The organism is Tsuneonella rigui, from assembly GCF_003958625.1.
GTDB lineage: Bacteria > Pseudomonadota > Alphaproteobacteria > Sphingomonadales > Sphingomonadaceae > Tsuneonella > Tsuneonella rigui.
The window spans coordinates 13,411-36,323 of record NZ_RSEL01000015.1 but is presented as its reverse complement, the minus strand read 5'-3'; the positions used below and the strand labels follow the sequence as shown (position 1 = coordinate 36,323).

Sequence of the window (22,913 nt, the reverse complement as noted above, 5' to 3'; positions counted from 1 at the left end):
CCATGTCACAAGAAAGTGCGCACGAGAGGCAGGACGGGCCGGTGATCCTGATAGGAGGGGCGAGCCGGGCGGCGCGGGCGCTGATGAATTGCCTTCCCCTCGCGACGACACTGCCGGTTGTCCGCCGGCCAACCGGGGTAATGGGCGAAATCATCGTCGAAGCCTACGATCAGGTGCCGACCGATGCATCACTGAGTGGCGCCACGATCGTGAACTGCGCCGGCACACCCGATGGCGACGTAGCGACGCTGACCCGAGCCAACTGCGAAGTACCGCTCGCCTGGGCTCGCCGCGCAGCCGAGGAGGGCGCGGCGCGCTTTGTGCAGATCTCATCGTTCTCGGTGTTCGGCGCGGCGCACGCGGTGGGCAGCGACGCGCCGACGCAACCGACTGGCGACTACGGCCGTTCGAAGCTCGCCGCCGAAGAGCGCCTGCGCGAATGCGGGCTGGGCGACAGACTGACCATCCTGCGCGTGCCGATCCTGATCGGGGGCGGCACGGACAAGCTCGCGCAGTTGGTTCGCCTGACCTGCCGAACTGGCGTGATCCCTGCCGCCCCCTGGCCCACGCCGCGCTCGATGCTGAGTTACGACGGGCTCGCGGCGACGATCGCGGGCCTGATCGCGGCAGGCCGGGGCGGCACCTTCGCCGCAGCCGATCCGCTGCCTTACACCCCGGCCATGATGCGCGATGCGGCGCAAGCACTCGCCTTGCGGGCGCGCATCGTGACCGTGCCGTCGTTCGTGCTCGCGCTCCTCCGCCGAGCCGCGCCGGGGCTTCATGCCAGCCTGTTTGAGCCCAACCTGCTCGCGGAAAAGGACAACGCGGCGGTGGCGTATCTCCCATTCGAGCGAACGGACGAAGTCGTCACCCGACTCCTTCGTCAAGCTGGGCAAGTTGGCGGGTTGTAAGCCATACCCCCCGCCCCTAAGAGGCGCGCCGAGCCGAACGCGATCGGCCTGACAAAAGGGTTCGAGGTCACGTGAAGGGCATTATTCTCGCCGGAGGGAGCGGTACCCGGCTCTATCCCGCGACGCTCAGCATCTCCAAGCAGCTGCTGCCGGTCTATGACAAACCGATGATCTACTATCCGCTGTCGGTGCTCATGCTGGCCGGCATTCGCGAGATCCTGGTCATCAGCACCCCGCGCGACCTGCCGATGTTCCGCGAATTGCTGGGCGATGGCAGCGACTTCGGCATTTCGCTCGAGTACGCGGAGCAGCCGCAGCCCAACGGCCTTGCCGAAGCCTTTGTCATCGGGGCTGATTTCGTGCGCGGCGGCCCGAGCGCGCTGATCCTGGGCGACAACATCTACCATGGCGAGAAAATGGGCGACAAATGCGCCGCCGCCGCCGCCGAGGCCACCGCGGGCGGCGCCAACGTGTTCGCCTATCACGTCGAAGACCCCGAACGGTACGGTGTCGCCGAGTTCGACCCGGCAACGGGCAAGGCGCTGTCGATCGAGGAGAAGCCTGCCCGGCCGCGCAGCAACTGGGCGGTGACGGGTCTCTATTTCTACGATTCCGACGTGGTCGACATCGCGCGCTCGATCAAACCGTCCGCCCGCGGCGAGCTCGAGATCACCGACGTCAACCGCACCTACCTCGAGCGCGGCGATCTGCATATCACGCGGCTGGGGCGAGGCTATGCGTGGCTCGACACCGGCACGCATGACAGTCTGCACGAGGCATCGAGCTTCGTGCGCACGATCGAGCATCGCACCGGCATCAAGATCGCCTGCCCCGAAGAGGTGGCGTTGGAGCAGGGCTGGCTCGATGCCGAAGGCGTGCTGCGGCGCGCGGCCGCGCTCGGCAAAACCGGCTACGGCGACTATCTCAAGAAGATCGCCGGGGCACGCGCATGACCGCGTTCCATCCGACCGAGATCCCGGCGGTGATCGAGATCGTGCCGCCCAAGTTCGGCGATCATCGCGGCTTCTTCTCCGAAGTCTACAAGCGTCCGGCCTTCGCGGCGGCGGGCATCGACATCGACTGGATGCAGGACAACCAGTCCTTCTCCGCGCCCGCGGGGACGGTGCGCGGGCTGCACTTCCAGCTGCCGCCCGTCGCGCAGCACAAGCTTGTGCGCGTGCTGCGCGGCGCCATCTACGATGTCGCGGTCGATCTGCGGCGCGGCTCGCCCAGTTACGGCAAATGGGTCGGCCGCGAGCTGTCGGCCGACCAGTGGAACCAGTTGCTGGTCCCGATCGGCTTCGCGCACTGTTTCATGACCCTCGTCCCCGACACCGAGGTGCTTTACAAGGTAAGCGCGCCCTGGTCGCAGGAACACGAGCGCGCGATCCGCTGGGACGATCCCGCGATCGGTATCGACTGGCCCGATCTCGCCACCGCGCCGACCCTGTCGGATAAGGACCGCGTCGCGCCCTTGCTGGCGGACTTCGACAGTCCGTTCGAGTACGAGGGATAAGGCGGTGCAGACCATCCTCGTCACCGGCGGCGCCGGCTTCATCGGGTCGGCGGTGGTCCGACGGCTGGTCCGCCAGGGCCGCACCGTCATCAATCTCGACAAGCTGACGTATGCCGGCAATCCCGCCTCGCTCAAGCTGATCGAGAACGCGCCCAATCACGTCCTCGTCGAAGGCGATATCGCCGATAGCGAGCTTGTCCTGCGGCTGCTGCGCGAGCACGCGGTCGACGGAATCATGCATCTTGCCGCCGAAAGCCACGTCGACCGCTCGATCGATGGGCCCGGCGCCTTCGTCGAAACCAACGTCGTCGGCACTTTCCGCCTCCTCAGCGCGGCGCTCGAATACTGGCGCGGGCTGGACGGCGCGGCGAAGGAGGCGTTTCGCTTCCATCACATCTCGACCGACGAGGTATTCGGTGATCTGCCGTTCGACGATAGCCAGTTCACCGAGGCGACGCCCTATGCGCCGTCGAGCCCCTATTCGGCATCCAAGGCGGCAAGCGATCACTTCGTGCGCGCGTGGCATGAAACCTACGGGTTGCCGGTGGTACTGTCGAACTGCTCGAACAACTACGGGCCCTATCACTTCCCCGAGAAGCTGATCCCGCTGGTCCTGCTCAACGCGCTCGAAGGCAAGCCGCTGCCTGTTTACGGCAAGGGTGAGAACGTGCGCGACTGGCTCTACGTCGACGATCACGCGGCGGCGCTGGAGGCGGTCCTTACGCGCGGGCGGGTGGGCGAGAGCTACAACGTCGGCGGCAATCAGGAACGCACAAACCTCGAGGTGGTCGAGGCGATCTGCGATGCGCTGGACGCGCGCCTGCCGCTCGCTGGCGGCGGGAGCCGGCGTGACCTGATCGCGTTCGTGACCGATCGTCCCGGACATGATCGGCGCTACGCGATCGACGCTTCGAAGATTGCGCGCGAGCTCGACTGGCGGCCCGAGGAAACCTTCGACAGCGGGCTCGCCAAGACGATCGACTGGTACCTCGACAACCGCTGGTGGTGGGAGCCGATTCGCTCGGGCGCCTATGCCGGCGAGCGGCTCGGCAACGGCTGATGCGCTCGCCTCAAGCCACTACCAAGCGACAGACGCGCGACTTTCGCGTGCTCGCCGGATTCGTCTCCCTGCTGTTCCTCTGCGGCGGCGGCGCGCGTGCGGACTTGGCCAGCCTGGTGATCATCCGGCCGGTCGCGGTACTCCTTGCTGCGTGGTGGGCGATCCGGCTGACCCGCGAGCAGATCGCCGCCGACCGCTGGTTCTTCGCCTTCAGCGGAGCGACCTTTGCGCTCGCTCTTCTCCATATCGTGCCGCTGCCTCCGGTGGTGTGGCACGCGCTGCCGGGCCATGACCTGATCCAGCGGATCGACAGCGTGACCGCGCTCGGTAGCGTGTGGCGGCCGCTCACGATCGCACCCGATGCCGCGCACAACGCCTTCTGGTCGCTGTTCGTGCCGCTCGCGGCGGGGCTTGGCATGGTGCATCTCGATAGTGTGGGCCGACGCGCGATGGTACCGGTGGTACTGGCGCTCGCCGGCGTCTCGCTTCTCCTGTCGCTGTTGCAGATGCTGGCGCCGTCCGCTTCGATGCTGTGGTTCTATCGTATATCAAATACCGGCTCGCCGGTCGGAGTGTTTGCGAACCGGAACCACAACGCAGTATTCCTGGCCGCGATGATCCCGCTCGCTGCAGCCTGGGCGACTGGATTGCGTGAAGGACGCCTTACGGCCCTCAAGCGGGCGCTGGCGGTGGCCGCGACGTTGCTGGCGGTGGTCGTCGTACTCGTCAGCGGGTCGCGCGCGGGGGTTATCATGCTCGCGGCCGCGCTGGTCGGAGCGGCATTCATGTTGCCCTGGCCCTCCCGGCCGCAGCCGACAGGCGGTCGCCGATCGGGTCTGGATCGCTTTGGCGGCATTCGCACGGCTGCGCTGGCCGCGGCAGTCATCGTCGTCCCGCTCGCGCTGTTGTTTGTCGGCAGTCGCCTCGGTGACACCGGCGCAGTCGGTCGCCTTACCGAAAGCGGAACAGGCGACTTTCGACCCGAGGTCTGGCGAACGACAGTCTCGCTCATACCGCACTATCTCCCTTTCGGCTCGGGGATCGGATCGTTCGTTGAGACCTATCTGGTCGGCGAGCCGCCTCGCCAAATGATGGAGAAGTACATCAACCATGCGCACAACGATTTCCTGGAGCTTGCGCTGACCCTGGGCATCCCGGGCATTCTTCTGGTCCTGGCGTTCCTGATGTTTGTCGCGCGACGCACCTGGGTCGCGTGGCGCGATTTCGGAGGGCACGGCCAGGGCGCACGACTTGCGCGGTCGGCTTCGCTGGCGCTGGCAGTGTTGATCGCGGCGAGCGCCGTCGACTATCCCTTGCGCGTGCCATCGCTTTCGGCGTCCGCAATGCTCATCGCATTCTGGCTTTCGCGCTCCGGCAATGCCGACCGGGCGAGGCGTTAAGCCTATGGTCTTCCGGGCGAAGCTCGGCTAGGCCGAAAGTTAATTGGAGGGTTCGATGCGTTTCCGCGGTATTCTGGCGATCTTCGCGCTTGCGCTGCTCGGCGCCTGCTCGACCGGACCCAAGTTCGGCGCGCCGGGCTCGGCCGCGCAGGCCATCTCGGGCGAAGCACTGCCTGCGCCAACCCTTGCCGATACGCACAACAGCCGCACCTATCTGGTAGCGCCGTACGATACGCTTTCGGTGCAGGTGTACGACATGCCCGAGTTGTCGATCGCCAAGGTTCAAGTCGGCGCCGACGGCAAGCTCACCTATCCCTTGGCTGGCGAGATGCCAGTGTCGGGCCTGACCACCACCGAGATCGAGGGTCTGCTGCGCAACCGCTTACAGGCCGCCTATATCCGCGATCCGCAGGTCAAGGTGAACATGCTCGAGACGGTGACCCAAGTCGTCACGGTCAACGGAGAGGTGAACCAACCGGGCAATTATCCGGTGGTAGCCGATATGACCCTGGGCAAGACGATCGCCACCGCCAGAGGCCTGAAGGAGTTTGCCAAGCCTTCGTCAGTGGTGGTGGTGCGCACTGTCAACGGCCAGAAGATGGCCGCCCTCTACAATCTCACGGCAATCAACCGCGGGGTCTACGCCGACCCGGCGATCTATCCCAACGACATGGTCTTCGTCGATCAGAACGTCGCCATGCGCTACTTCGGACAGGCGCTGTCGGTGTTTTCGACGCTCAGCTACCCGCTGGTCGCCATCGTCCAGAAATAGGTGCGAATTCGGTCCCGCGCATGAACAAGACGCTCTTTTCTCAAGGTATCGCAGACCTGCAGCCCGCGGGCGGCATGCCGCATGATACGGTGGCGGTGGTCCGCAATCACGACATCGGTGACGCGCCGATCCTGGTGCAGTATCTGAACGCGGCACTGCGCCGTAAATGGATCATCCTGGCGATCGTTCTACTGGCGCTGGCGGCGGGGGTGATCGTCACTCTGCTGTCGCGGCCGATGTATGTCGCCACCGCGCAGATCGAGATCAGCCGCGACGAGCGCAATCCGACCAAGATCGAAAGCATCGATTCCGACGCGTCGATGCAGGACCAGGAATTCTACCAGACACAATATACCCTGCTGCAATCCCGCTCGCTGGCGGAGCGGGTCGCACAGCAACTCAATCTTTCCGGCAGCGCCGAATTTTACGCGGCGCATGGGCTCGAGCCACCGGCCGCGGGTCAGGATGCCCGGTCGCGCGTGCGTGCCGCGGGCGACCTCTTGCTCGACCACGTCGAAATCGCACCGATCGCGCGCTCCCGACTGGTCAATGTTAAATACACCAGCGGGTCGCCGGAGCTTTCGGCGCGGATCGCCAATGCGTGGGTGGAAAATTTCATCCAGGCGACTTCGGATCGCCGCTTCACGTCGACCCTCGGTGCGCGAAAGTTCCTCGAAGGGCGCCTGGCCGACCTGGCCGTAAAGCTCGAGCAATCGGAACGGCAGGCCGCCGAGTTTGCGGCGCAGAAGGGCATCGTTCCCCTCAACACCACGGTGTCCGCGGACGGGAAGACTCAGAACGAGCAAACTCTCGCAGGTGCTCAGCTCTCGGCGATCAGCAGCGCCCTGGCGGCCGCAACCGCCGATCGGATCGCGGCCGAAGCGCAGACTATCGGCGGGACCAACACCGCGATGGTCGAGAACTCGACCGTGGCGGCCCTTCGCGCCCAGCGCGCACAGGCCGCCGCTGACTACGCCACGCTGATGGAGAAGTTCGAGCCCGGATTCCCGGCAGCTCGAGCGCTCCAGAACAAGATCGCATCGCTAGACAAGGCAATTGCGGGCGAAGAATCGCGGGTCAACCGCGCGCGCAGCACCAGCTATGCCGAAGCCGCCCGTCGTGAGAATGCTTTGCGGGCGCAGGTCGATCGTCTGTCGGGCAGGCTCGGCCAGGAAAACCGCGACGAAATTCAATACAACATCTACCAGCGCGATGCCGATACTACCCGCCAGCTCTACGACAGCCTGTTGCAGAGCTACAAAGAAATCGGCGTCGCCGGTATCGCGGCCAACAACATCTCGGTCGTCGACCGTGCTGACGTCCCGACCTCACCTTCCTCGCCGGTGCTGGCAATCAACCTTCTGGTCGCGCTGTTCCTCGGTCTCGGCCTCGCGGGACTGGTTGTAGTGGTGCTGGAGCAGATTGACGAAGGGTTGCGTGAACCTGCGGACGTTCGCCGCCTGCTGCATCTGCCGCTGCTTGGCACTGTGCCGATGTCGTCCAAGGAAGTGCCGGCGGAAGAGCTGGCGGATCCCAAGTCGGAGCTGTCGGAGGCCTATCTCAGCGTCCAGACCAGCCTGGCCTTCGCGACCGATCACGGCGTGCCGCGTACGCTGATGGTCACCAGTTCGCGACCGGCCGAAGGCAAGAGCCTGACCGCCTACGCGCTCGCCTCGGTGCTCGCACGCACCGGCAAGAACGTGCTCCTGATCGATGGCGATATGCGCTCTCCATCGATCCACGAGCTCGACGGGACGCCCAATGCGCGCGGTCTGAGCAACGCGCTGACGGGTGACAGTGCATGGCCCAGCTATGTGCACACGGATCATACCGGTCGCTTCAACGTGCTGACTGCCGGTCCCACTCCGCCGAGCGCGGCCGAGTTGTTGAGCGGTGTCCGTCTGGCCGAAGTGCTGGAGGAGGCCAGTCAGCGGTTCGACCACGTTGTGATCGATGCTCCGCCGGTGCTTGGCCTGGCCGATTCACCGGTGATCGCCCGCGCAGTCGAAGCGAGCGTGTTCGTGGTCGAGGCCAACGGCCCCGCGGTGCGCGGCCTACGCTCGGCTCTTGGACGCCTCCGCGATTCGCAGGCCAATGTGGTCGGCGCGGTGCTTACCAAGCTAACCCGGGAAAACTACGGCTACGGCTATGGTTACGGATACGGGTACGGATACGGGCGTTCGAAGGACAGCGAGCCCGTCGCAGCTGAGTGATCCGGACATGACAATGAGCCGACCGCGGGCGCTGATCGTGCTGCTGGGCGCGCTGGTCCTCGCCGGGCTCGCCGCAATCGATGCCGCGCGCAATGTGATGACCGAACTCAATCCCGCGCTAGCCGCTCGAATGTACGGAAGCGAAGGTGCGCAGGTTGATTTGCTCTCGCTGTCGCTTGGTCAACCTGCGCGGATGCCACCTAAGAACCAAGTCTTTGCGACGGCCCGCGCGCGGTTGCGCGACGAACCGCTTGATCCTGGTGCGCTCAACGTCATGGCTTATGCCTCCGACCCCACGGGCCGGTCGGGCGCGGGCACGCGCTACGCTGAGCTGGCCACCCAAGTTTCCAAGCGGATGACCTTTTCGCAGTTGGCGATGACCGCGGTCTCGCTTCAGCGTGGCGACGTCCCTGGATCTATCGACCGCTTCGACGCAGTGCTGCGGGCGCGACCCGAAGCGACATCGCTATTCTTCCCCTATCTAAAGAAGGCTCTGGTAAAGAGCGACATACGTGCCGCCATCGCCGATCTGGCGGCGCAAGATTCGCCCTGGGTGATGGATTTTCTGACGTTTGCGAGCAACGACGCTTCGTCCACCGGGCACGCGGCCGACGTTATGCTGCGAGCTGGCACCAAAATCCCGCCCGACGACCGCGCGATCTTTGCCGGCCCCATGATCACGCGTGCTTTTCAAAACGGGTATTACTCAGCCGCGCGCAGCCTCCTCCCCCTGATCCCGGGCGGTAGCGCAAGCTTGTTCGAGAGCGCGGCGATTACCGCCCACTCTCTCGATCCGGCCTATGGCCTGGCCTCTTGGCAGTTAAGCAGCACGTCAACCGGCTCGGCGAGCGCCGCCAGCGGCAAGGGCACAAAAGTCGATGCGTTTTCGATTTATGCGTCCGGCGGTGCGCATGACGTGCTCGCTAGCAAGTTCCTTTTGCTGCCGGCCGGAAGCTATCGCCTCAGCCAGCAGGCATCATCGACCGCGCCACAAGCCGATGCCAGTGCGATATGGCGGGTCAGCTGCGCGGACGGCGGCGAAATCTGGCACAGCGGTCCCCTTGTGCTGAACTCGAAGCAGGACATCGCCGGCACTTTTGCTATACCGCCGGGGTGCCGCGGCCAGCGGCTTGACCTGGTCGTCAACGTCCCCTTCGGACAGCCGTCGGTCGACCTCACGATCCGCTCAATCAAGATCGATCGGAACCGCGGCAACGGCGCGCAGTGAACCCTCAGGCTCCCCAGCCTCCAAATTTATTTGAAAAGAAGATCTTGTGACTGAAGGACTTAACGAAAAAACGATTCTCGTGACTGGCGGCACTGGTTCGTTCGGCAAGGCATTCGTTCGCCGCGTGCTGGCCGAATATCCGGACGTCCGCCGGCTGGTGATCTACTCGCGCGACGAACTTAAACAGTTTGAGATGCAACAACAGTTTCCGACCGACCGGCATCAGGCGCTCCGGTTCTTTATCGGCGACATCCGTGACGAGGCGCGCTTACGTCGGGCGCTCGAAGGCATCGACATCGTAGTCCACGCGGCCGCGCTGAAGCAGGTGCCCGCGGCGGAATACAATCCTTTCGAATGCATCAAGACGAATGTCATCGGGGCGCAGAACCTGATCGATGCTGCACTCGACAACGGCGTGCGGAAGGTCGTGGCGCTCAGCACGGACAAGGCCGCGGCGCCGGTAAACCTGTATGGCGCAACCAAGCTGTGTTCGGACAAGCTATTCATTGCGGCAAACAACATCCGCGGTGATCGCGACATCAACTTCAGCGTGGTGCGCTACGGCAACGTGATGGGTAGCCGCGGATCGGTGATCCCGTTCTTCCTTTCGCGGCGCGACGATGGCGTTCTGCCGATCACCGATCCCGCCATGACGCGCTTCAACATCTCGCTCGACGACGGAGTGGACATGGTGTTGTGGGCCATTGCCCATGCGACGGGCGGAGAAATCTTCGTTCCCAAGATCCCGTCGTACCGAATTACCGATGTCGCGACGGCAATCGCTCCAGATGCTGCGCATGACGTGGTCGGGATACGTCCGGGCGAGAAGATCCATGAAGAGATGATCACCAGCTCCGACAGCCCCAACACCGTCGATCTCGGGCCCTATTATGCCATCCTGCCCTCCGGCAACGCTGATCTGATCGCTGAGTACTGCGCCCGCCAAGGAGTCACCATGGTTCCGCCAGGCTTTGCGTACAACAGCGGCGACAACACGGATTTTCTCTCGGTCGATGCGCTGCGAGATCTCATCGCGCGGCATGTTCCGGACCTGTCTTATGGCGACTGACGCCAATGCAAGCCCGGCGAACGCCTATATCCCGTACTCCTGTCAAACGATCGAGGATGAGGACGTCGCTGCGGTCGTCGGCGCCCTTAAAAGTCCCTTCCTCACCCAGGGGCCGGAAATTCCCGCGTTCGAACGGGCGTTCGCCGAGTTGCATGACATTGCGCATTGCATAGCTGTCTCGAATGCGACGGCCGGCCTGCACATCGCCTGCCTCGCGCTCGGCCTCGGTCCGGGTGATCGCGCTTGGACCGTGCCGAACAGCTTCGTCGCTTCCGCCAATTGCATCCGGTATTGCGGCGCCGAGGCCGATTTCGTTGATATCGATCCTATCAGCCGCACGATGAGTGTGGCAGCACTCGCCGAAAAGCTCGCGGCGGCGGAATCGTCCGGTGAATTGCCGAAGATCGTGATCCCGGTCGACTTCGCGGGAATGCCGTCCGATATGCCCGCCATCCGGACACTTGCAGACCGGTACGGCTTCAAGATAGTCGAGGACGCATCGCACGCGGTGGGCGCGTCGCTCGACGGCAATATGGTCGGAAGCGCCTGGGCCGATATCACCGTGTTCAGTTTCCACGCCGTCAAAATCGTCACCACTGCCGAAGGCGGGCTATGTGCGACCGACGATGCCGGTTTGGCGCAGCGTATGCGCTTGTTGGCCAGCCACGGGATAACGCGCGATCGCGATCTGATGGAAGAGCCGGTGCCTGGAGACTGGTACTACGAGCAGGTCCTGCTGGGTTACAACTACCGCATGACCGATCTTCAGGCGGCATTGGGACGGTCGCAGCTTGCCCGCTTGCCCAGTATGCAGGCGCGCAGGGAGAGCTTGGTGAATCGTTACAACCGCCTGCTCGCCGATATGCCGCTCAAGCTGCCGTCAGCCCGGCCTAATGCCGTGTCAGCCCATCACCTATATGTGGTCGAGATCGATCCCGCCGGGACTTCCGCCACGAGAGCGAGTCTGTTCGCTCGGCTGCGGGAGGCAGGGATCGGAGTAAACGTTCATTATATCCCGATCCACTTGCAGCCCTATTATCAGCGGCTGGGTTTCAAGCCAGGCGATTACCCCGCAGCGGAAGCCTATTATGCCAACGCCGTCTCTCTCCCGCTTTATCCGCGGCTGTCAGAGGAATCGCAGGATCGGGTCGCACGAGAGTTGGCGGTCGCCCTCTGATCACTAACGGTCGCGTTGGGCACGCTTGGGCGCGGGCAGATGAGCGACCCATTCGTCAGTCAACGCTTCGGCAATCCGTCGCGCCGGGCAGCCGACATAGACGCCCGGTTCGGTGATCGAGCTGTTGACCAACGACATCGCGCCAATCACGACATCGTCGCAAATCTCCACCGGACCGACGACAACGCTATTGGCGCCGATCACCACATTGTCGCCGAGCCGGAAAGTTACGCCTTCGCGAGCGGCGGCCACGTAGCGCGGGTCGTTGGGGCTGCGACCGACAAACTTGACGCCCGCCATCACGGCTACCCGGCCGGGCGACACGATGCCGTTACCGCCGAGAAGAATCCCCCCCGGATGGCTGATCGATAGACAGCCGATGTTGACGCTCTTCGAGGTGACATCGAGCCCGTATGCGATCAGCAGCATGCGATCCACGAGCAGGGCAGCGGCTGGGCCGACGATCGGAATGTGCCGCTGTAACCAGCGTGACATAGCCATCGCACCGCGCACATGAGATTCGATCATCCACAATGGGCGCAAGTGCCGTTTCATAGTGCACATTCGCTTGCGACGGCGGCGACCAGGAGGTCAAGGTTCTCGGGGCTGAACAGATCGTGCCGCGGCTGAGGATCGCCTGGATAGCAACGCGTGCCAAAGTCGACGAGCTGCTCCGTCAGGCTCGCGCGGTTGTCCAGGGGCCGATAGTTTTCCGGAACATTGAGAGCTTGCGCCAGCTCACTGTAGGAATTCACCGGCAGGGCGCCTGCAAAATGGCGATAGAACACCTGTCCGGTGACCAAGGCCCGACGGCCTAACGCCAGCGCGTCCATCCCCGCACTGCTCGAGACGGTGAGCACGAGGCCCGCGTTGCGCATGAGATCGCGGCCACTTTGCCGGCCCCGAATGAACCGCAACGCGCTGTGTTGTTTCTTCAACTGTCGCCAGATTGGCGCACCGAGCGCCCCGCATTGATTGGGGTGCTCTTTGACCCACAAGGTATGCCCGTCGGGCAGCGCCCGCAACGCCGCCTCGACCAGAGCAGGCTGATGGCGGAAATCGGGAGCGAAGTAGAGCAGTGACGCCTCAGGCTCGTACTGCAGCGGGTAAACGACGCGGCGCTCGTCGAACTGTACAGGCGGCACGTCGTACCCGCCGTTTCCCGTCAATTGCGCATGCAGATAGGCGCGGTGCTCGTCCACCGCTCCTGCCGTCATGAAATCACCTCGCCGGGGGAATGCGGCGCGCGTAAGCCACGCCCGGGTTAACCTGCCACGCTGAATCATTCGGCTGAGGAGGCCCGGTTGGATCACTAAGGGCTCCGTCCCACGCCGTTGCTTGAAGAAGGACAACGGCGAGAGCTTCCGCTCGAGGAACGAGTGGTGATAGGCAGGTCCGCGTCGATCCTCGATCACACCGTCGAGATAACTTGACACGTCGGTCGACAGTGCGGCCCGGTCCCCTGATGACATAGGAGCGGAACGGACGGGACAGCTGATGTCGATCCCATCTGCGAAATAGAACCATCCGGGAAACCAGGCATTAGCCCACAGGAGCCTGCGTGCGCCACGCTTGCGTGCGAGGTAGAACAGGCAGTGCGTGACGAACAAAGCGACTGGCTCCGAAAGGAACGCGTCGATCCGATATCTGTCGAACACATCTTCGAGCGCTCGATACAGCGCCCCTGCGATACGATCGCGAACCGGGCCCGCGAAACTCGGTAGGTAACGATCGGCTAAGATGGGCGACCAAGGGAAGCCCGTCACTTCGCGAAAATCGCCCGGCTCCTTCCACGCGGCCGCGCCTTCGCGCAGTGCGCTTCGCACCGCACTTTCCATCGACAACACCACTTCGCCGCCGCGGCTTTCGATGAACGCACGCTCACGATCGGTCTGGACGATGTGCAGGTATCGCGCGCCCGGATGGCGTTCCGCCATGGCCGGGAACAGTCGCGACAGATACGCCCTCGAAAGGCAAAGGATGGTTAGCGAAGCTGCTTCGCTTGACATTGAGCGGTCCTCAAAGGCGCGCGGCGCGCGTGACACGTGTTTGGATCAGAGTGCCCAACGCGCGCGCCCTCCTGCCCTTCACGTTCTATTGCTGCAGGAGATGGCGCCTATGCGCCAAACAGGCGGTCGAGATAGGCTGCCGAGAGATCAGGTCTGACCAGCTTTGCGGCCGAAGCGGCCCGGCGGGCATTGCGGCGTATCAGCGGCTGTGCTCCCACGTACGGTTTGTCGGTGCTGAATGTCGCGAAGATCGCCAGCCGCGGCCGCCGGCAGCGGCTGCCGTAGTGATAGCAGACCGATGGATCGACCAGGACCGAATGACCCGCCGGCGCCAAAAAGCTCCGCACCTCGCCCCCCGACAGCTCTTGGGCAAAAGTGCTGTCGTCGATACGCCGAATGAAGATCGAGCTGCGTATCCGCGCCGAGTCTTGCCGATCGACGAACACGAAGGGGCCGTCTTCCGGTGTGACGACGTCGTTCAGATAGGCGACACAGTGGAACGCGCTCGAATCGCCGTAGTCCTTATGCCAGAGCTGACTTTCCAGCAGGTCTCCATCGGTCGGCCACGAGTAGAGGACCTGAATCGAATCGAACTGGAAACGCCCATCGAAATAGGCGTGAGCAGCGTCGAGCACAGCGGGGGACAAAGCAAACCGAAAGACCGGATTGTCCGCCGAGAGATCGTCTTCCCGAAAGAGATTGGTGAACGGGTGCCCGCCCGCCTTGGGCACGACCGCCTTGCTGCGCGAGCCGTAGATATCCTGCATCGCGGCGAGATCCGGCGCAGGGATTGTCGGACCCGAAGCGAAGCCACACCGGTGCATCTCATCGCTGCAAGATGCGTAGCCGGTATCGTTCGCGGCGCCCGACGCCATCCGTGCAGGAACGGACCGTGCGGTCAACTGACGCACCATCTTCCCGGCATAGCGCACCGGAATCAGTCGCCATCTCAACGTGCTATACAGTTTACGGACGGGATTCATCGGAGCGCTATAGGCATAAACGCCATTCGGCGCGAGACCGCATTTGCGCGCAAATCCGTCATGTCAGAGCGGGTAACCCTTGCCGATGGTGATGTAACGGCCCCGCTCGGTGTAATCGAGCGCGCGCTGAGCGCGGAAATCGAGCCGCTCTTCCACCGCGGCGATATCGCATGCCGGGGCCTCGGCCACCGGAAGCCGGGTCCATTCTCCAGGGGCCGCCTCCATCCAGAAATTGCGATTGCGGTGCTCGTTGATCACGAAGTTCAAACCGCTTTGCTCGATGCCGAGCCATTCCCGAAAGAGATCGAGATATTGCGTCTGTCCGCCTTCGTACTTCCGGACCAGCGCCAGCCCTTCGTCACGGGTCAGACGACCGAAGCGGATTTCCCGGCATGCGTGATCGGTGACTTTGGAATAGCCATGCTTGGCCATCTTCAGCGCATCATGGATACCCATGTAGTTGAAGCAATCGACGTAGTCGTAGGTGTCGAAGGTCCGCGCGAAGCGCGCGCCTTCATATCCATGCGTTGCCACCATCTGCTCGTGCTGCGCCTTCGGATCCCAGCGAACATAGTTGCCGAGGTAGATTCCGCGCACCCCCACCGCACGGAGGTCCGCATCGTCCGGGTAGCGGTATTGCCAGATGTCACGCTCGTTCAGGGTGTCGAAGATCGAGAGCAGGTCGTCCGCCTCATGGCCCATCAGGTCATGGTCCTTGCGATGCCGGCGGGTCATCTCGACTTCGTGCTCGTGACTGAACATCCCCACCTGCTCGAGCCCTTGGTGCGCGCCCCAGATGATCAAGGGCACCTGGTATCGCACAGCGGTTTGCACCGGGAACACCGTCTGTCCCGCCAGACAGGGCCAATACATCGATCCGAACATCCGGAGGGTCGTCCGGGTTATATTCCTCACGGACACCGGATTCACGTTCTGGACCAGAATATCGCAATCGAATTTGATGCGCAGATTGGCAAGATTGCGAACCCCTAGCGGGGTGTTGAAGTACTTGTTGTACGTCACCAGGAGGGGGTTCAGGCCGAGCCGTTCCTTGACGAGATGAACGATCCAGTGGCTGTCGCCGGCGCCGCTTACAGGCACGATGCAATCGTATGTGGTGCCGCTTTTCGCACGATACGGCTCGACAATTTCCAGTAGTCTTCGCCAGCGCGCATCGAAGTCCAGGCGATCCTTCTCTTCATGAACCCGGCACCCTGAGCAGATGCCGTCATCGTCCAGGACAAGACCGAGCGGGTGGCGAGTGGTATAGAGGCAGCGGGCACACGCGCGCGCAGACGATAAGGTCATGTCAGCCGTACCGGGTCGCGTGATAGGCGGCAGGGCGAACCGGAACGCCCGGCACCGCTTCCTTCAGAAGATTCACGGCATTCTCTCGGTAAGAAAGGAAGTTGCCCACACACACTGCGACCACGCGCGGATTGGTAAGGAGGGATCGGATTTGTGCCGGCTCTGAGATACCGCCGAATGCGATCAACGGGAATGTCCCCGGTAAGGCTCGGAACAGCTCATCGTTGAAGGACCCCGGCGTTCCTTCATGGACCGCATCTATCGCCAGAGTCTCGGACAGGATGCCCGACGCAAGTGCGTCCAGGATGGCCGACGGGACTCCGCCGACCTGCCTGGTCCGATAGTCGAACCAGCCATCGACCGTCAGGGGCACCGATGCGATCATCGCCTGGTTACCGAGGCGGGCTCCGGCGCGCGCGATCGCGTCCAGATCGTCGCGCAGCAATGCATCGACCGCAACGCGATCGGCAGCTGCATTGACGACGTCGACCGCGTCCTGGTCGTGGCGCACGCCGCCGGCGTAGATCATCGGCGTCGAGAGCCCCCGCCGTCCGATGCGATCAAGCAGCGCCATGTCCGGTCCGAGGCCGGCGGCGCTGCGATCTATGCACTGCAGCAGGATCTCGTCGGCTCCCCAACGGTCCAGGTTTTCGACCAGCACCTCGGGTCTCCCTAACGGGAGGTAGCGATTGTATCCGAATGACTGGACGGCCCAGCCGTCCTTCACCGTCACTACGCCGACTATGCGCTTGCCGATCATGCGCAGAGCCCTTCAACGACGTTTTGCAACAAGTCACGGCCTGCATCCTGGCTCTTTTCAGGATGGAATTGCAGGCCTACGATGTTGCGCCGTCGCACGCCGACCGTAAACGGCTGCTCGATCCGGGCCATGCAGACAGTGAACTCGGGCGCCGCCTGAAAATAATAGCTGTGATTGAAGTACATCGATTTGCGATCGGCACCTTGCAGCATGGGGTCGCCGCCGATGACTTCAATGGTATTCCAGCCGATATGCCACCGCGCCTGCTCGAGGGGCATCACCTCACCAGGGATAAGTCCAAGTCCGGCATGGTAGCCATGCTCCAGCGATCCGTCCGCCAATAGCTGCATGCCGAGACAGAGCCCGATCATCGGCTGTCCGCTGCGGGCTTGATCGCACAGGAAACCTGCAAGGTTCAGCGCGTGAATTTTCTCCATCGCCGCCCCGAAGGCACCCACCCCGGGCAACACCAGCAGGTCGGCATCGGCGAGCACGTCGCGATCGCCGCTGACCCTGCACCGGTAGCCGATCGAATATAGCGTCTGCCGAACCGACGCATGGTTGCCGACTCCGTAGTCGACGATGCCGATGGTCCGGCGGATCACAATCCGACTCCCACTTCATACTTGCGTTCGATCAAGCCGTTGGGTCGTACATCGAACAAATCCTTGTTGATCGAAGTCCGCACCTGCTCCCAGAACTGATCGACCGAAATCCCGATGTAGTCGCAGAATTGAGCGATGTATTCCGGCGAGCAACTGTCATCGTACCGGGTAACCAGGTCGATGCCTTCCGCACGCGTCAGCCGCTTGAGGCGGATTTCCTCGTTGACGTAATCGGTCACTCGACCGAAGCCGAACTTGTAAAACTTGATCATCTGATTGAGCGTTACCCAATCCTCGTCGAGCGACGTGACCCCGCGCAAATCGCCGGTGTTCTTCACGGTGTCGGTGCGCAACTCTAGGCCGTTCACCGCAGCGTAAAGACCGTTGTTAGTCAGCGACCAATCGCCCAGGAACCAGCCCAAATAGACGATCTGCAACGAATGTGCGTCGAAGTCTTCCGGACTCGGATACTGATAGGGGATCATTGACTTCATCTCGGCCACGTCGAGCATCCAATCGAGCCCGCCCCCCGAGAGCGTATTCATGTACCGCAAGTTGTTGCCATCATATCCGGTGCGGCCGAGCGTCTTGAGATCGCCCAACTGCAGGCCCGGATTCTCACCCCATAGTATCAATGGAATTTGATACCGGATCGCCAGCTGAGGTACCGAGCTGAACAGGGCCAATTCAGTCGATCGGGCCCAGTTGGTGAACTGGGCAAACGCTTCGCGCATCAGCTTGCGCCAGGTTTGCGGTGCGGGCCCGCTCATCACCAGGTCGAACCCGGCCTCGATCAAAGTCGAGAGATTTTCCACCCCACGCTCGGTTACCTGCTCTGGCGGGTAACTCAGGCAAACCAGGAGCGGGTTGAGCCCCAATTTATCGCGCACCCACAAAGCTTGACGGGTCGAATCCTTGCCACCCGACACTCCAATTATACAGTCCCATTGCTGTCCGGGGCGGCGTTTATATCCAGCCAGCAAATCTTCGAGAATCTCGTAGCGTTCGTGCCAATCGACTTCTTGCAACCGCTCGAAATAGTCGCACGCGGGGCATACACCGGCTGGCGAAAACTGGGTGTTGGGCCGCGTATCCGGCTGCAGGCAACGAATGCAGTATTTCATTGAGAGGCGCTTTGGCGAAGGCTTCCGGGCAATTCTAGGAAAAAGCGGTACCCCGCCGGGCAATCAGACCCGATCGCGCAAGTGCAGCAGGCCAGCGTGCGGGAGGACACATGGGGGCGCGGCCGGAGGCAGCGCAACGATCGTGCTGCGTCCCGCGGCGAGCGCGATTGCGAGCGCGGCCGAGTTCATCCCCGCCGCGAAACGGGCACTTGCCAACGCGGACGAGACGTCCGGCGATTGATCGAGAGTAGCCGAGGGATGGCGCGAGAGCCATTCATCGTACTTGCCCGCGGGGTCTGATGGGTGCAGCCTGATCCGCAACGGCGTGTCCTCCGGCACTCCCGCAAGGACAGCGTGACTGTAGAGAAATTCCAGCGCCTGGAACTCACCTGGCAACCCCTGTCCCCAATCGGCACGCGCAGGCTCGGCGAAGAATAGCAAGTCACCATCAGCGGGCACCGGACCCGCCCCCGCAGCTTGTTCCTGCAGATAGGCGTTGGGTTTGAGCTCTGCCACGACCTCGGGCAGCGTGCGCTGAGCGATCGCCAATGCTTCGAGATCGGTCACCCAAACGCGATCCGGCAACACGGTTACGCCATCACGCTCAAAGCGCTCCCGATAATTGACCCAGTGGTCGATCACCGCGATCGATTCAATTCCACGCTCGCGTGCAGCAATGCGGGCATCGTGCTCAATTGTGGCCGCCCAGCCGGTGCCGCTCAAGAGCGCGGCAGAACCGTCGAGGGCCTGATCGACCGACTCGCACAGCGGTGTATTTCCGAATTTGGCGTGCCAGAGCTCTTGTGCAGGCCCGGCCATCACGGCCCTGGTACCGGCGCTTTCCTCCGCCTCGAGCCAAGCCAGCATGATGTTCGCCGCCCCTGCATCGTGCGCGACGACGGCGACCGGTTCGGCCAACCCCATCATCGAGCAAATTTGCCGTAGAGAACGATGTCTTCTGGCGTACCGTCGATCAGTTCCTGCCCTCGACGGACCCCTTCGAGCGTCATTCCGGAACGTTCCATCAAGCGGACCATTCCCCGATTGGACGCCACAGTCCCGGCAGTCACCTTGCGCGTTCCGCGCGGGCCCAGCAGCCAGGAAAGCACGGTGTCCCAGGCATCCTGCCCGAAGCCGCGTCCCCAGCAAGATCGGTCCCCGATCATGATCCCCACGTCTGCGGTGCCGTGATGCTGGTTGTGGTACACGGTCATCGTGCCGATCGCATCGCCACCGCCGCGGCGACGCACTGAGAGGAAATCATTCTCGCTGTCAGCGAACGTGTCGAAATAGTGCCGGCAGCTCGCGAGATCGTGATCGCGGAATCGCTGATTGGAGAACCGCATCGTTTCAGGATCATTGAGCCAGCCCAGATATCGCTCGCTCAGGTCACGTTCTTCGAATCGCTCAATCCGGACCAACGCTCCCTCGAGATGCACTGGCTCCTTCATCGCAGGCGGAGTTCGCCCAGTCCGCTCCAAACCTTGCGAAACGCGGTGATCACGGCCGCAACATCTTCGGGCGGGTATTCGCACATGCAGAGATTAAGCCCCATGAACGAACGAGTATGGAGTTCCTCCGCCACCGGGCATGTGCCGGGTCCATAGGCGATCTCTCTCGACGCGAGACTCCAGGGGAAATGGTCCGGGCCGTAGGCGATCCGATGCTGGAAGATCGGGAGAAGGTGCAGGTTTTGATAACCCGCGAACAAGCCGGGGACGCCCTCAGCCTGCAAGGCCGCCACCAGTTGTTCGCGCGTGACTCCCAGCTTCTCGGTATCGAGCTTCATCCCATAAACATAATAAACGTGCGTGGCGCCATCGGTGGTCTGCGGCGTGGTAAGCCCCTCCAAGCCGGCCAGACCTTCATCCAACTGGCGAGCGGCGCGCTGCCGGCTTTCCACCCGGGCTTTCAGTTTGTCGAGCTGGAGTGCGGCAATCGCCGCCTCGATTTCGCCCATGCGGAAGTTGTATCCGATCATGTTGACGTATTCGGCCGGGTCGTCGCTCTTGAGCACGGATTCAGCATGATTGCGTAAGAGCTGCATCCGCTCCGCCAGCCGATCATTATCGGTGACCAGGACGCCGCCTTCACCGCAGTGGATATGCTTGTGATAATTGAGGCTGAAGCCGCCGATATCCGCCACTGTACCCGCGAAGCGGTTTCCTACTTTGGCACCTGGTCCCTGAGCCGTATCGCTCAGTAGCGCCAGATTATGGCGCTCGGCGATCTGGCGAAGTTCCACCATGTCGGCGGATTGGCCGAAGATATCGACTGCCATGATGGCTTTTGTCTTGGGCCCGATGCACCGCTCGACGCTGGCAGGATCGATGTTGAAGGTGACCGGATCGATGTCCGCGAAGACCGGGATCGCGTTCCAATGCAGGATCGCCATGGCAGTCGCCGACATCGTCCACGGGGTGGTGATGATTTCATCACCCGGTGCGATACCCACCGCTCCGATTGCGCAGATTAGTCCAGAGGTCCACGAATTGACGCTGATAGCGTGCTTGACCCCGAAATAGTCCGCCGCCTTCGCTTCGAAAGCACGCACTTCGGGACCGCCCAGGAAAAATTCCCCCGGCGCACCGATGAAGGCCGAGAGCACGCCCGAGCGGACCACGCGGGCAGCGGCCTCGACTTCGTCCTCTCCCATGGCTTGAAACAGTTCGAGCGGGCGATCGATCGATTTGGGTCCGCCCAACAGGGCGAGCGCGGACGTCATAGGAACGGCATCCTGTAATTATGCGTGGTACTTGCTGGCGTCGCGCATCTGCTCGCACAAACGCTGGGCGGCAAGAGCGGATTGGCCCGTTGATGCCAGCGCGACACCATGGTCGAGCGCCGCCGCGATATTGGTCACGGCCGCGGGCATCGCTTCATAGTAGCGTCCGCTGGTGTGCTCCGGCGCGCCGAGCGTTGTGTAACCCGCAAATGCGAGGCTTGGTTGCGGTCGCCGGACGGTCCAAGACAAACCCCCGTCGCGCATGACGATCTCGCCCCGTTCAGTCGTCAGGACAACCTCGAACAACGCATAATCGCGAGCGTCGCCGAGTGCCATTTGTACTGACACCCCATCTCCCGACCGGAGGATCGCCGGAACCGAAGGATCGTCGTCCCAAAAATCGTTGACGGGCATGCCCGTGGCGACCAGCTCCAGCGGCCCCAGCAGCATCTGCAGCAGGTCGACCATATGACCGCCGTTGTGGAGCACGCCCTTGGTATACGTGCCCACTGCGGAGCGGACCGCTCCCCAATGGCCCGCGCGAAGACCGTGCGCCAGTTCCACAACGTCGGGCGCCCATCGCCGCGTGTAGTTGACTCCCAGCAATACGCCGTGGGCTGCGCAACGCGCTACCAACTCCTCGGTGGCGCGAACGCTTTCGGTCACCGGTTTTTCACAAAACAGCAACCGCGGCCGAAGTTCCAGCGCGGCTTCGACATCGCCGGCATGGCTCCATGTGGGCGAGCAGATAGAGATGACGTCAAACTCGCCGGGCGCAAACTCCTCGATTGACGGCGCACTGGCCGCAACCGACCACCGTGCGGCAAACGCTCGCCGCGCCCCCTCGTCAGGATCGACGCATCCCGCCAGTTGGAAGCCGCCGTTTGCTAGATACGCGGCGGCATGCGTGCGCACAGGATCATTTGCCGATCGATCAGCATCGAAGCCTCCGGCGATCGCGCCGCAGCCTATGATCAGAACGCGATGCAGGTTGGCCTCAGGACACCAGGTCCCACGCGAGCGGCGTGCCGGCGGTTACGTGGCGGAGAACCTTTTTGCCGAGCATTTCATCGTAGAACTTCGGCGGCAGGCCAAAACCCGGTCGAATGATCCGCAGAGTTTCAGGTGTCAGTTCTTCACCCGCGTCCATGTCCTTGGCGATGTACAGCGAACGGCGGAAAGCGCGCGATTTGTCTTCCGCGTTCGTACCACCATACGTGACTTTGCCGATCGCCTGCCAGGCCCGGTCGCTTTCTTCGCGCAGCATGCGAAACTCGCTCGGCTCTAGGCTGAAACTTGAATCGACACCGCCGTCCGCTCGCCGCAGGGTGAAATGTTTTTCGATCAGAATCGCGCCCATGCCGACCGCGGCCACGGCCACTCCGCAACCCATTGTGTGATCGCTCAGGCCGACCTCCACCCCGAACGTTTCTCGCATGTCGGGAATGGTGGAGATGTTCGTGTTGTCAGGCGTTGCAGGATACGTGCTGGTGCACTTGAGAATCACGATGTCGTTATTGCCCGCAGATTTCGCTGCATCGACCGCCTCCTGGATCTCGGCCATGGTGGCCATCCCTGTCGAGAGGATCAATGGCTTCCCGGTAGCTGCAGCCTTCTTGATGAGCGGAAGGTCAGTCACCTCGAAGCTGGCGATCTTGTAAGCAGGCGCGCCGAGCTGCTCAAGAAAATCGACCGCAGAGTTATCGAACGGCGTGGAGAAGCAGGCTATTCCCAACTCATGCGCCCGCTGCATGATCGGCGCATGCCATTCCCACGGGGTGTGCGCTTCGTCGTAAAGCTCGTACAGTTGCCGACCGGCCCACAGGCTGTCGGGATCCTCGATCACGAACCCCGGCGCGCGAATGTCGAGCGTCATCGTATCGGCGGTATAGGTCTGCAGCTTGATCGCGTCGGCGCCGCTTGCTGCTGCGGCCTCGACGATCTCGAGTGCGCGATCCAGCGACTGGTTATGGTTCCCCGACATCTCAGCGATGAGGTAAGGCCGCATGCCGTGCCCGACCTGCCGGTCTCCGATTTTCATGATCTCACTCTT

At 62.8% G+C, this 22,913-nt stretch carries 22 protein-coding genes; 10 read left to right on the top strand and 12 right to left on the bottom strand.

Going from position 1 to position 22,913, the window contains the following annotated elements; genetic code table 11:
• Positions 1 to 140 precede the first annotated feature (140 nt).
• The 10 genes from ELY12_RS07080 (at position 141) to pseC (ending at position 11,346) form a co-directional block, all read left to right on the top strand.
• Positions 141 to 911: a sugar nucleotide-binding protein gene (locus ELY12_RS07080; RefSeq protein ID WP_164549439.1), complete on the top strand. Its 771-nt coding sequence runs from the start codon at positions 141 to 143 to the stop codon at positions 909 to 911.
• A 71-nt stretch (positions 912 to 982) separates the two neighbouring features.
• On the top strand, positions 983 to 1,864 hold the full coding sequence (gene rfbA, locus ELY12_RS07075) for a glucose-1-phosphate thymidylyltransferase RfbA (protein WP_126176007.1): 882 nt from the start codon (positions 983 to 985) through the stop codon (positions 1,862 to 1,864).
• Positions 1,861 to 2,427 (top strand): dTDP-4-dehydrorhamnose 3,5-epimerase, encoded by a 567-nt coding sequence (gene rfbC, locus ELY12_RS07070; RefSeq protein ID WP_126176006.1) that lies wholly within the window; start codon positions 1,861 to 1,863, stop codon positions 2,425 to 2,427. Before rfbA ends, rfbC begins: the two co-directional genes overlap by 4 nt.
• A gap of 4 nt (positions 2,428 to 2,431) precedes the next feature.
• Complete coding sequence (gene rfbB / locus ELY12_RS07065) at positions 2,432 to 3,487, top strand: dTDP-glucose 4,6-dehydratase (protein WP_126176005.1); 1,056 nt, start codon at positions 2,432 to 2,434, stop codon at positions 3,485 to 3,487.
• Positions 3,487 to 4,887: an O-antigen ligase family protein gene (locus ELY12_RS07060; RefSeq protein ID WP_126176004.1), complete on the top strand. Its 1,401-nt coding sequence runs from the start codon at positions 3,487 to 3,489 to the stop codon at positions 4,885 to 4,887. Before rfbB ends, ELY12_RS07060 begins: the two co-directional genes overlap by 1 nt.
• Before the next feature lie 55 nt (positions 4,888 to 4,942).
• Complete coding sequence (locus ELY12_RS07055) at positions 4,943 to 5,659, top strand: polysaccharide biosynthesis/export family protein (protein WP_126176003.1); 717 nt, start codon at positions 4,943 to 4,945, stop codon at positions 5,657 to 5,659.
• A gap of 20 nt (positions 5,660 to 5,679) precedes the next feature.
• On the top strand, positions 5,680 to 7,872 hold the full coding sequence (locus tag ELY12_RS07050; protein ID WP_126176002.1) for a GumC family protein: 2,193 nt from the start codon (positions 5,680 to 5,682) through the stop codon (positions 7,870 to 7,872).
• Positions 7,873 to 7,885: 13 nt separating this feature from the next.
• On the top strand, positions 7,886 to 9,100 hold the full coding sequence (locus ELY12_RS07045; protein ID WP_126176001.1) for a hypothetical protein: 1,215 nt from the start codon (positions 7,886 to 7,888) through the stop codon (positions 9,098 to 9,100).
• 46 nt (positions 9,101 to 9,146) lie between these two features.
• Positions 9,147 to 10,169, top strand: coding sequence for a UDP-N-acetylglucosamine 4,6-dehydratase (inverting) (gene pseB, locus ELY12_RS07040; protein WP_126176000.1), 1,023 nt, complete (start codon positions 9,147 to 9,149; stop codon positions 10,167 to 10,169).
• Positions 10,159 to 11,346, top strand: coding sequence for a UDP-4-amino-4,6-dideoxy-N-acetyl-beta-L-altrosamine transaminase (pseC, locus tag ELY12_RS07035; protein WP_126175999.1), 1,188 nt, complete (start codon positions 10,159 to 10,161; stop codon positions 11,344 to 11,346). Before pseB ends, pseC begins: the two co-directional genes overlap by 11 nt.
• A 3-nt stretch (positions 11,347 to 11,349) precedes the next feature.
• Here the strand turns inward: pseC and ELY12_RS07030 are convergent, their stop codons facing one another.
• The 12 genes from ELY12_RS07030 to pseI form a co-directional block, all read right to left on the bottom strand.
• The gene (locus ELY12_RS07030) at positions 11,350 to 11,874 is read right to left on the bottom strand and encodes a DapH/DapD/GlmU-related protein (protein ID WP_206435790.1); all 525 of its coding nucleotides are present in this window, start codon (positions 11,872 to 11,874) and stop codon (positions 11,350 to 11,352) included.
• A 23-nt stretch (positions 11,875 to 11,897) separates the two neighbouring features.
• Positions 11,898 to 13,283: a capsular polysaccharide export protein, LipB/KpsS family gene (locus ELY12_RS07025; RefSeq protein ID WP_164549438.1), complete on the bottom strand. Its 1,386-nt coding sequence runs from the start codon at positions 13,281 to 13,283 to the stop codon at positions 11,898 to 11,900.
• A gap of 179 nt (positions 13,284 to 13,462) precedes the next feature.
• Positions 13,463 to 14,338 (bottom strand): hypothetical protein, encoded by an 876-nt coding sequence (locus tag ELY12_RS07020; protein ID WP_126175997.1) that lies wholly within the window; start codon positions 14,336 to 14,338, stop codon positions 13,463 to 13,465.
• Between the two features lie 63 nt (positions 14,339 to 14,401).
• On the bottom strand, positions 14,402 to 15,646 hold the full coding sequence (locus ELY12_RS07015; protein WP_126175996.1) for an N-acetyl sugar amidotransferase: 1,245 nt from the start codon (positions 15,644 to 15,646) through the stop codon (positions 14,402 to 14,404).
• Between the two features lies 1 nt (position 15,647).
• Positions 15,648 to 16,406 carry a HisA/HisF-related TIM barrel protein gene (locus ELY12_RS07010; RefSeq protein WP_126175995.1) on the bottom strand — a complete coding sequence of 253 codons (759 nt, stop codon included), beginning with the start codon at positions 16,404 to 16,406 and terminating at the stop codon, positions 15,648 to 15,650.
• On the bottom strand, positions 16,403 to 17,011 hold the full coding sequence (hisH, locus tag ELY12_RS07005; protein WP_164549436.1) for an imidazole glycerol phosphate synthase subunit HisH: 609 nt from the start codon (positions 17,009 to 17,011) through the stop codon (positions 16,403 to 16,405). Before hisH ends, ELY12_RS07010 begins: the two co-directional genes overlap by 4 nt.
• Positions 17,008 to 18,135 carry an N-acetyl sugar amidotransferase gene (locus ELY12_RS07000; protein ID WP_126175993.1) on the bottom strand — a complete coding sequence of 376 codons (1,128 nt, stop codon included), beginning with the start codon at positions 18,133 to 18,135 and terminating at the stop codon, positions 17,008 to 17,010. Before ELY12_RS07000 ends, hisH begins: the two co-directional genes overlap by 4 nt.
• Before the next feature lie 63 nt (positions 18,136 to 18,198).
• On the bottom strand, positions 18,199 to 19,062 hold the full coding sequence (locus ELY12_RS06995) for a hypothetical protein (protein WP_126175992.1): 864 nt from the start codon (positions 19,060 to 19,062) through the stop codon (positions 18,199 to 18,201).
• Positions 19,059 to 19,586: a GNAT family N-acetyltransferase gene (locus ELY12_RS06990; RefSeq protein ID WP_126175991.1), complete on the bottom strand. Its 528-nt coding sequence runs from the start codon at positions 19,584 to 19,586 to the stop codon at positions 19,059 to 19,061. The genes ELY12_RS06995 and ELY12_RS06990 overlap by 4 nt, the downstream gene beginning before the upstream one ends.
• On the bottom strand, positions 19,583 to 20,860 hold the full coding sequence (locus ELY12_RS06985; protein ID WP_126175990.1) for a DegT/DnrJ/EryC1/StrS family aminotransferase: 1,278 nt from the start codon (positions 20,858 to 20,860) through the stop codon (positions 19,583 to 19,585). Before ELY12_RS06985 ends, ELY12_RS06990 begins: the two co-directional genes overlap by 4 nt.
• A gap of 18 nt (positions 20,861 to 20,878) precedes the next feature.
• Entirely contained in the window at positions 20,879 to 21,832 is a 954-nt protein-coding gene (locus ELY12_RS06980; RefSeq protein WP_277600242.1) for a Gfo/Idh/MocA family protein, read from the bottom strand.
• 25 nt (positions 21,833 to 21,857) lie between these two features.
• Positions 21,858 to 22,901: a pseudaminic acid synthase gene (gene pseI, locus ELY12_RS06975; RefSeq protein WP_126175988.1), complete on the bottom strand. Its 1,044-nt coding sequence runs from the start codon at positions 22,899 to 22,901 to the stop codon at positions 21,858 to 21,860.
• Positions 22,902 to 22,913: the final 12 nt, after the last annotated feature.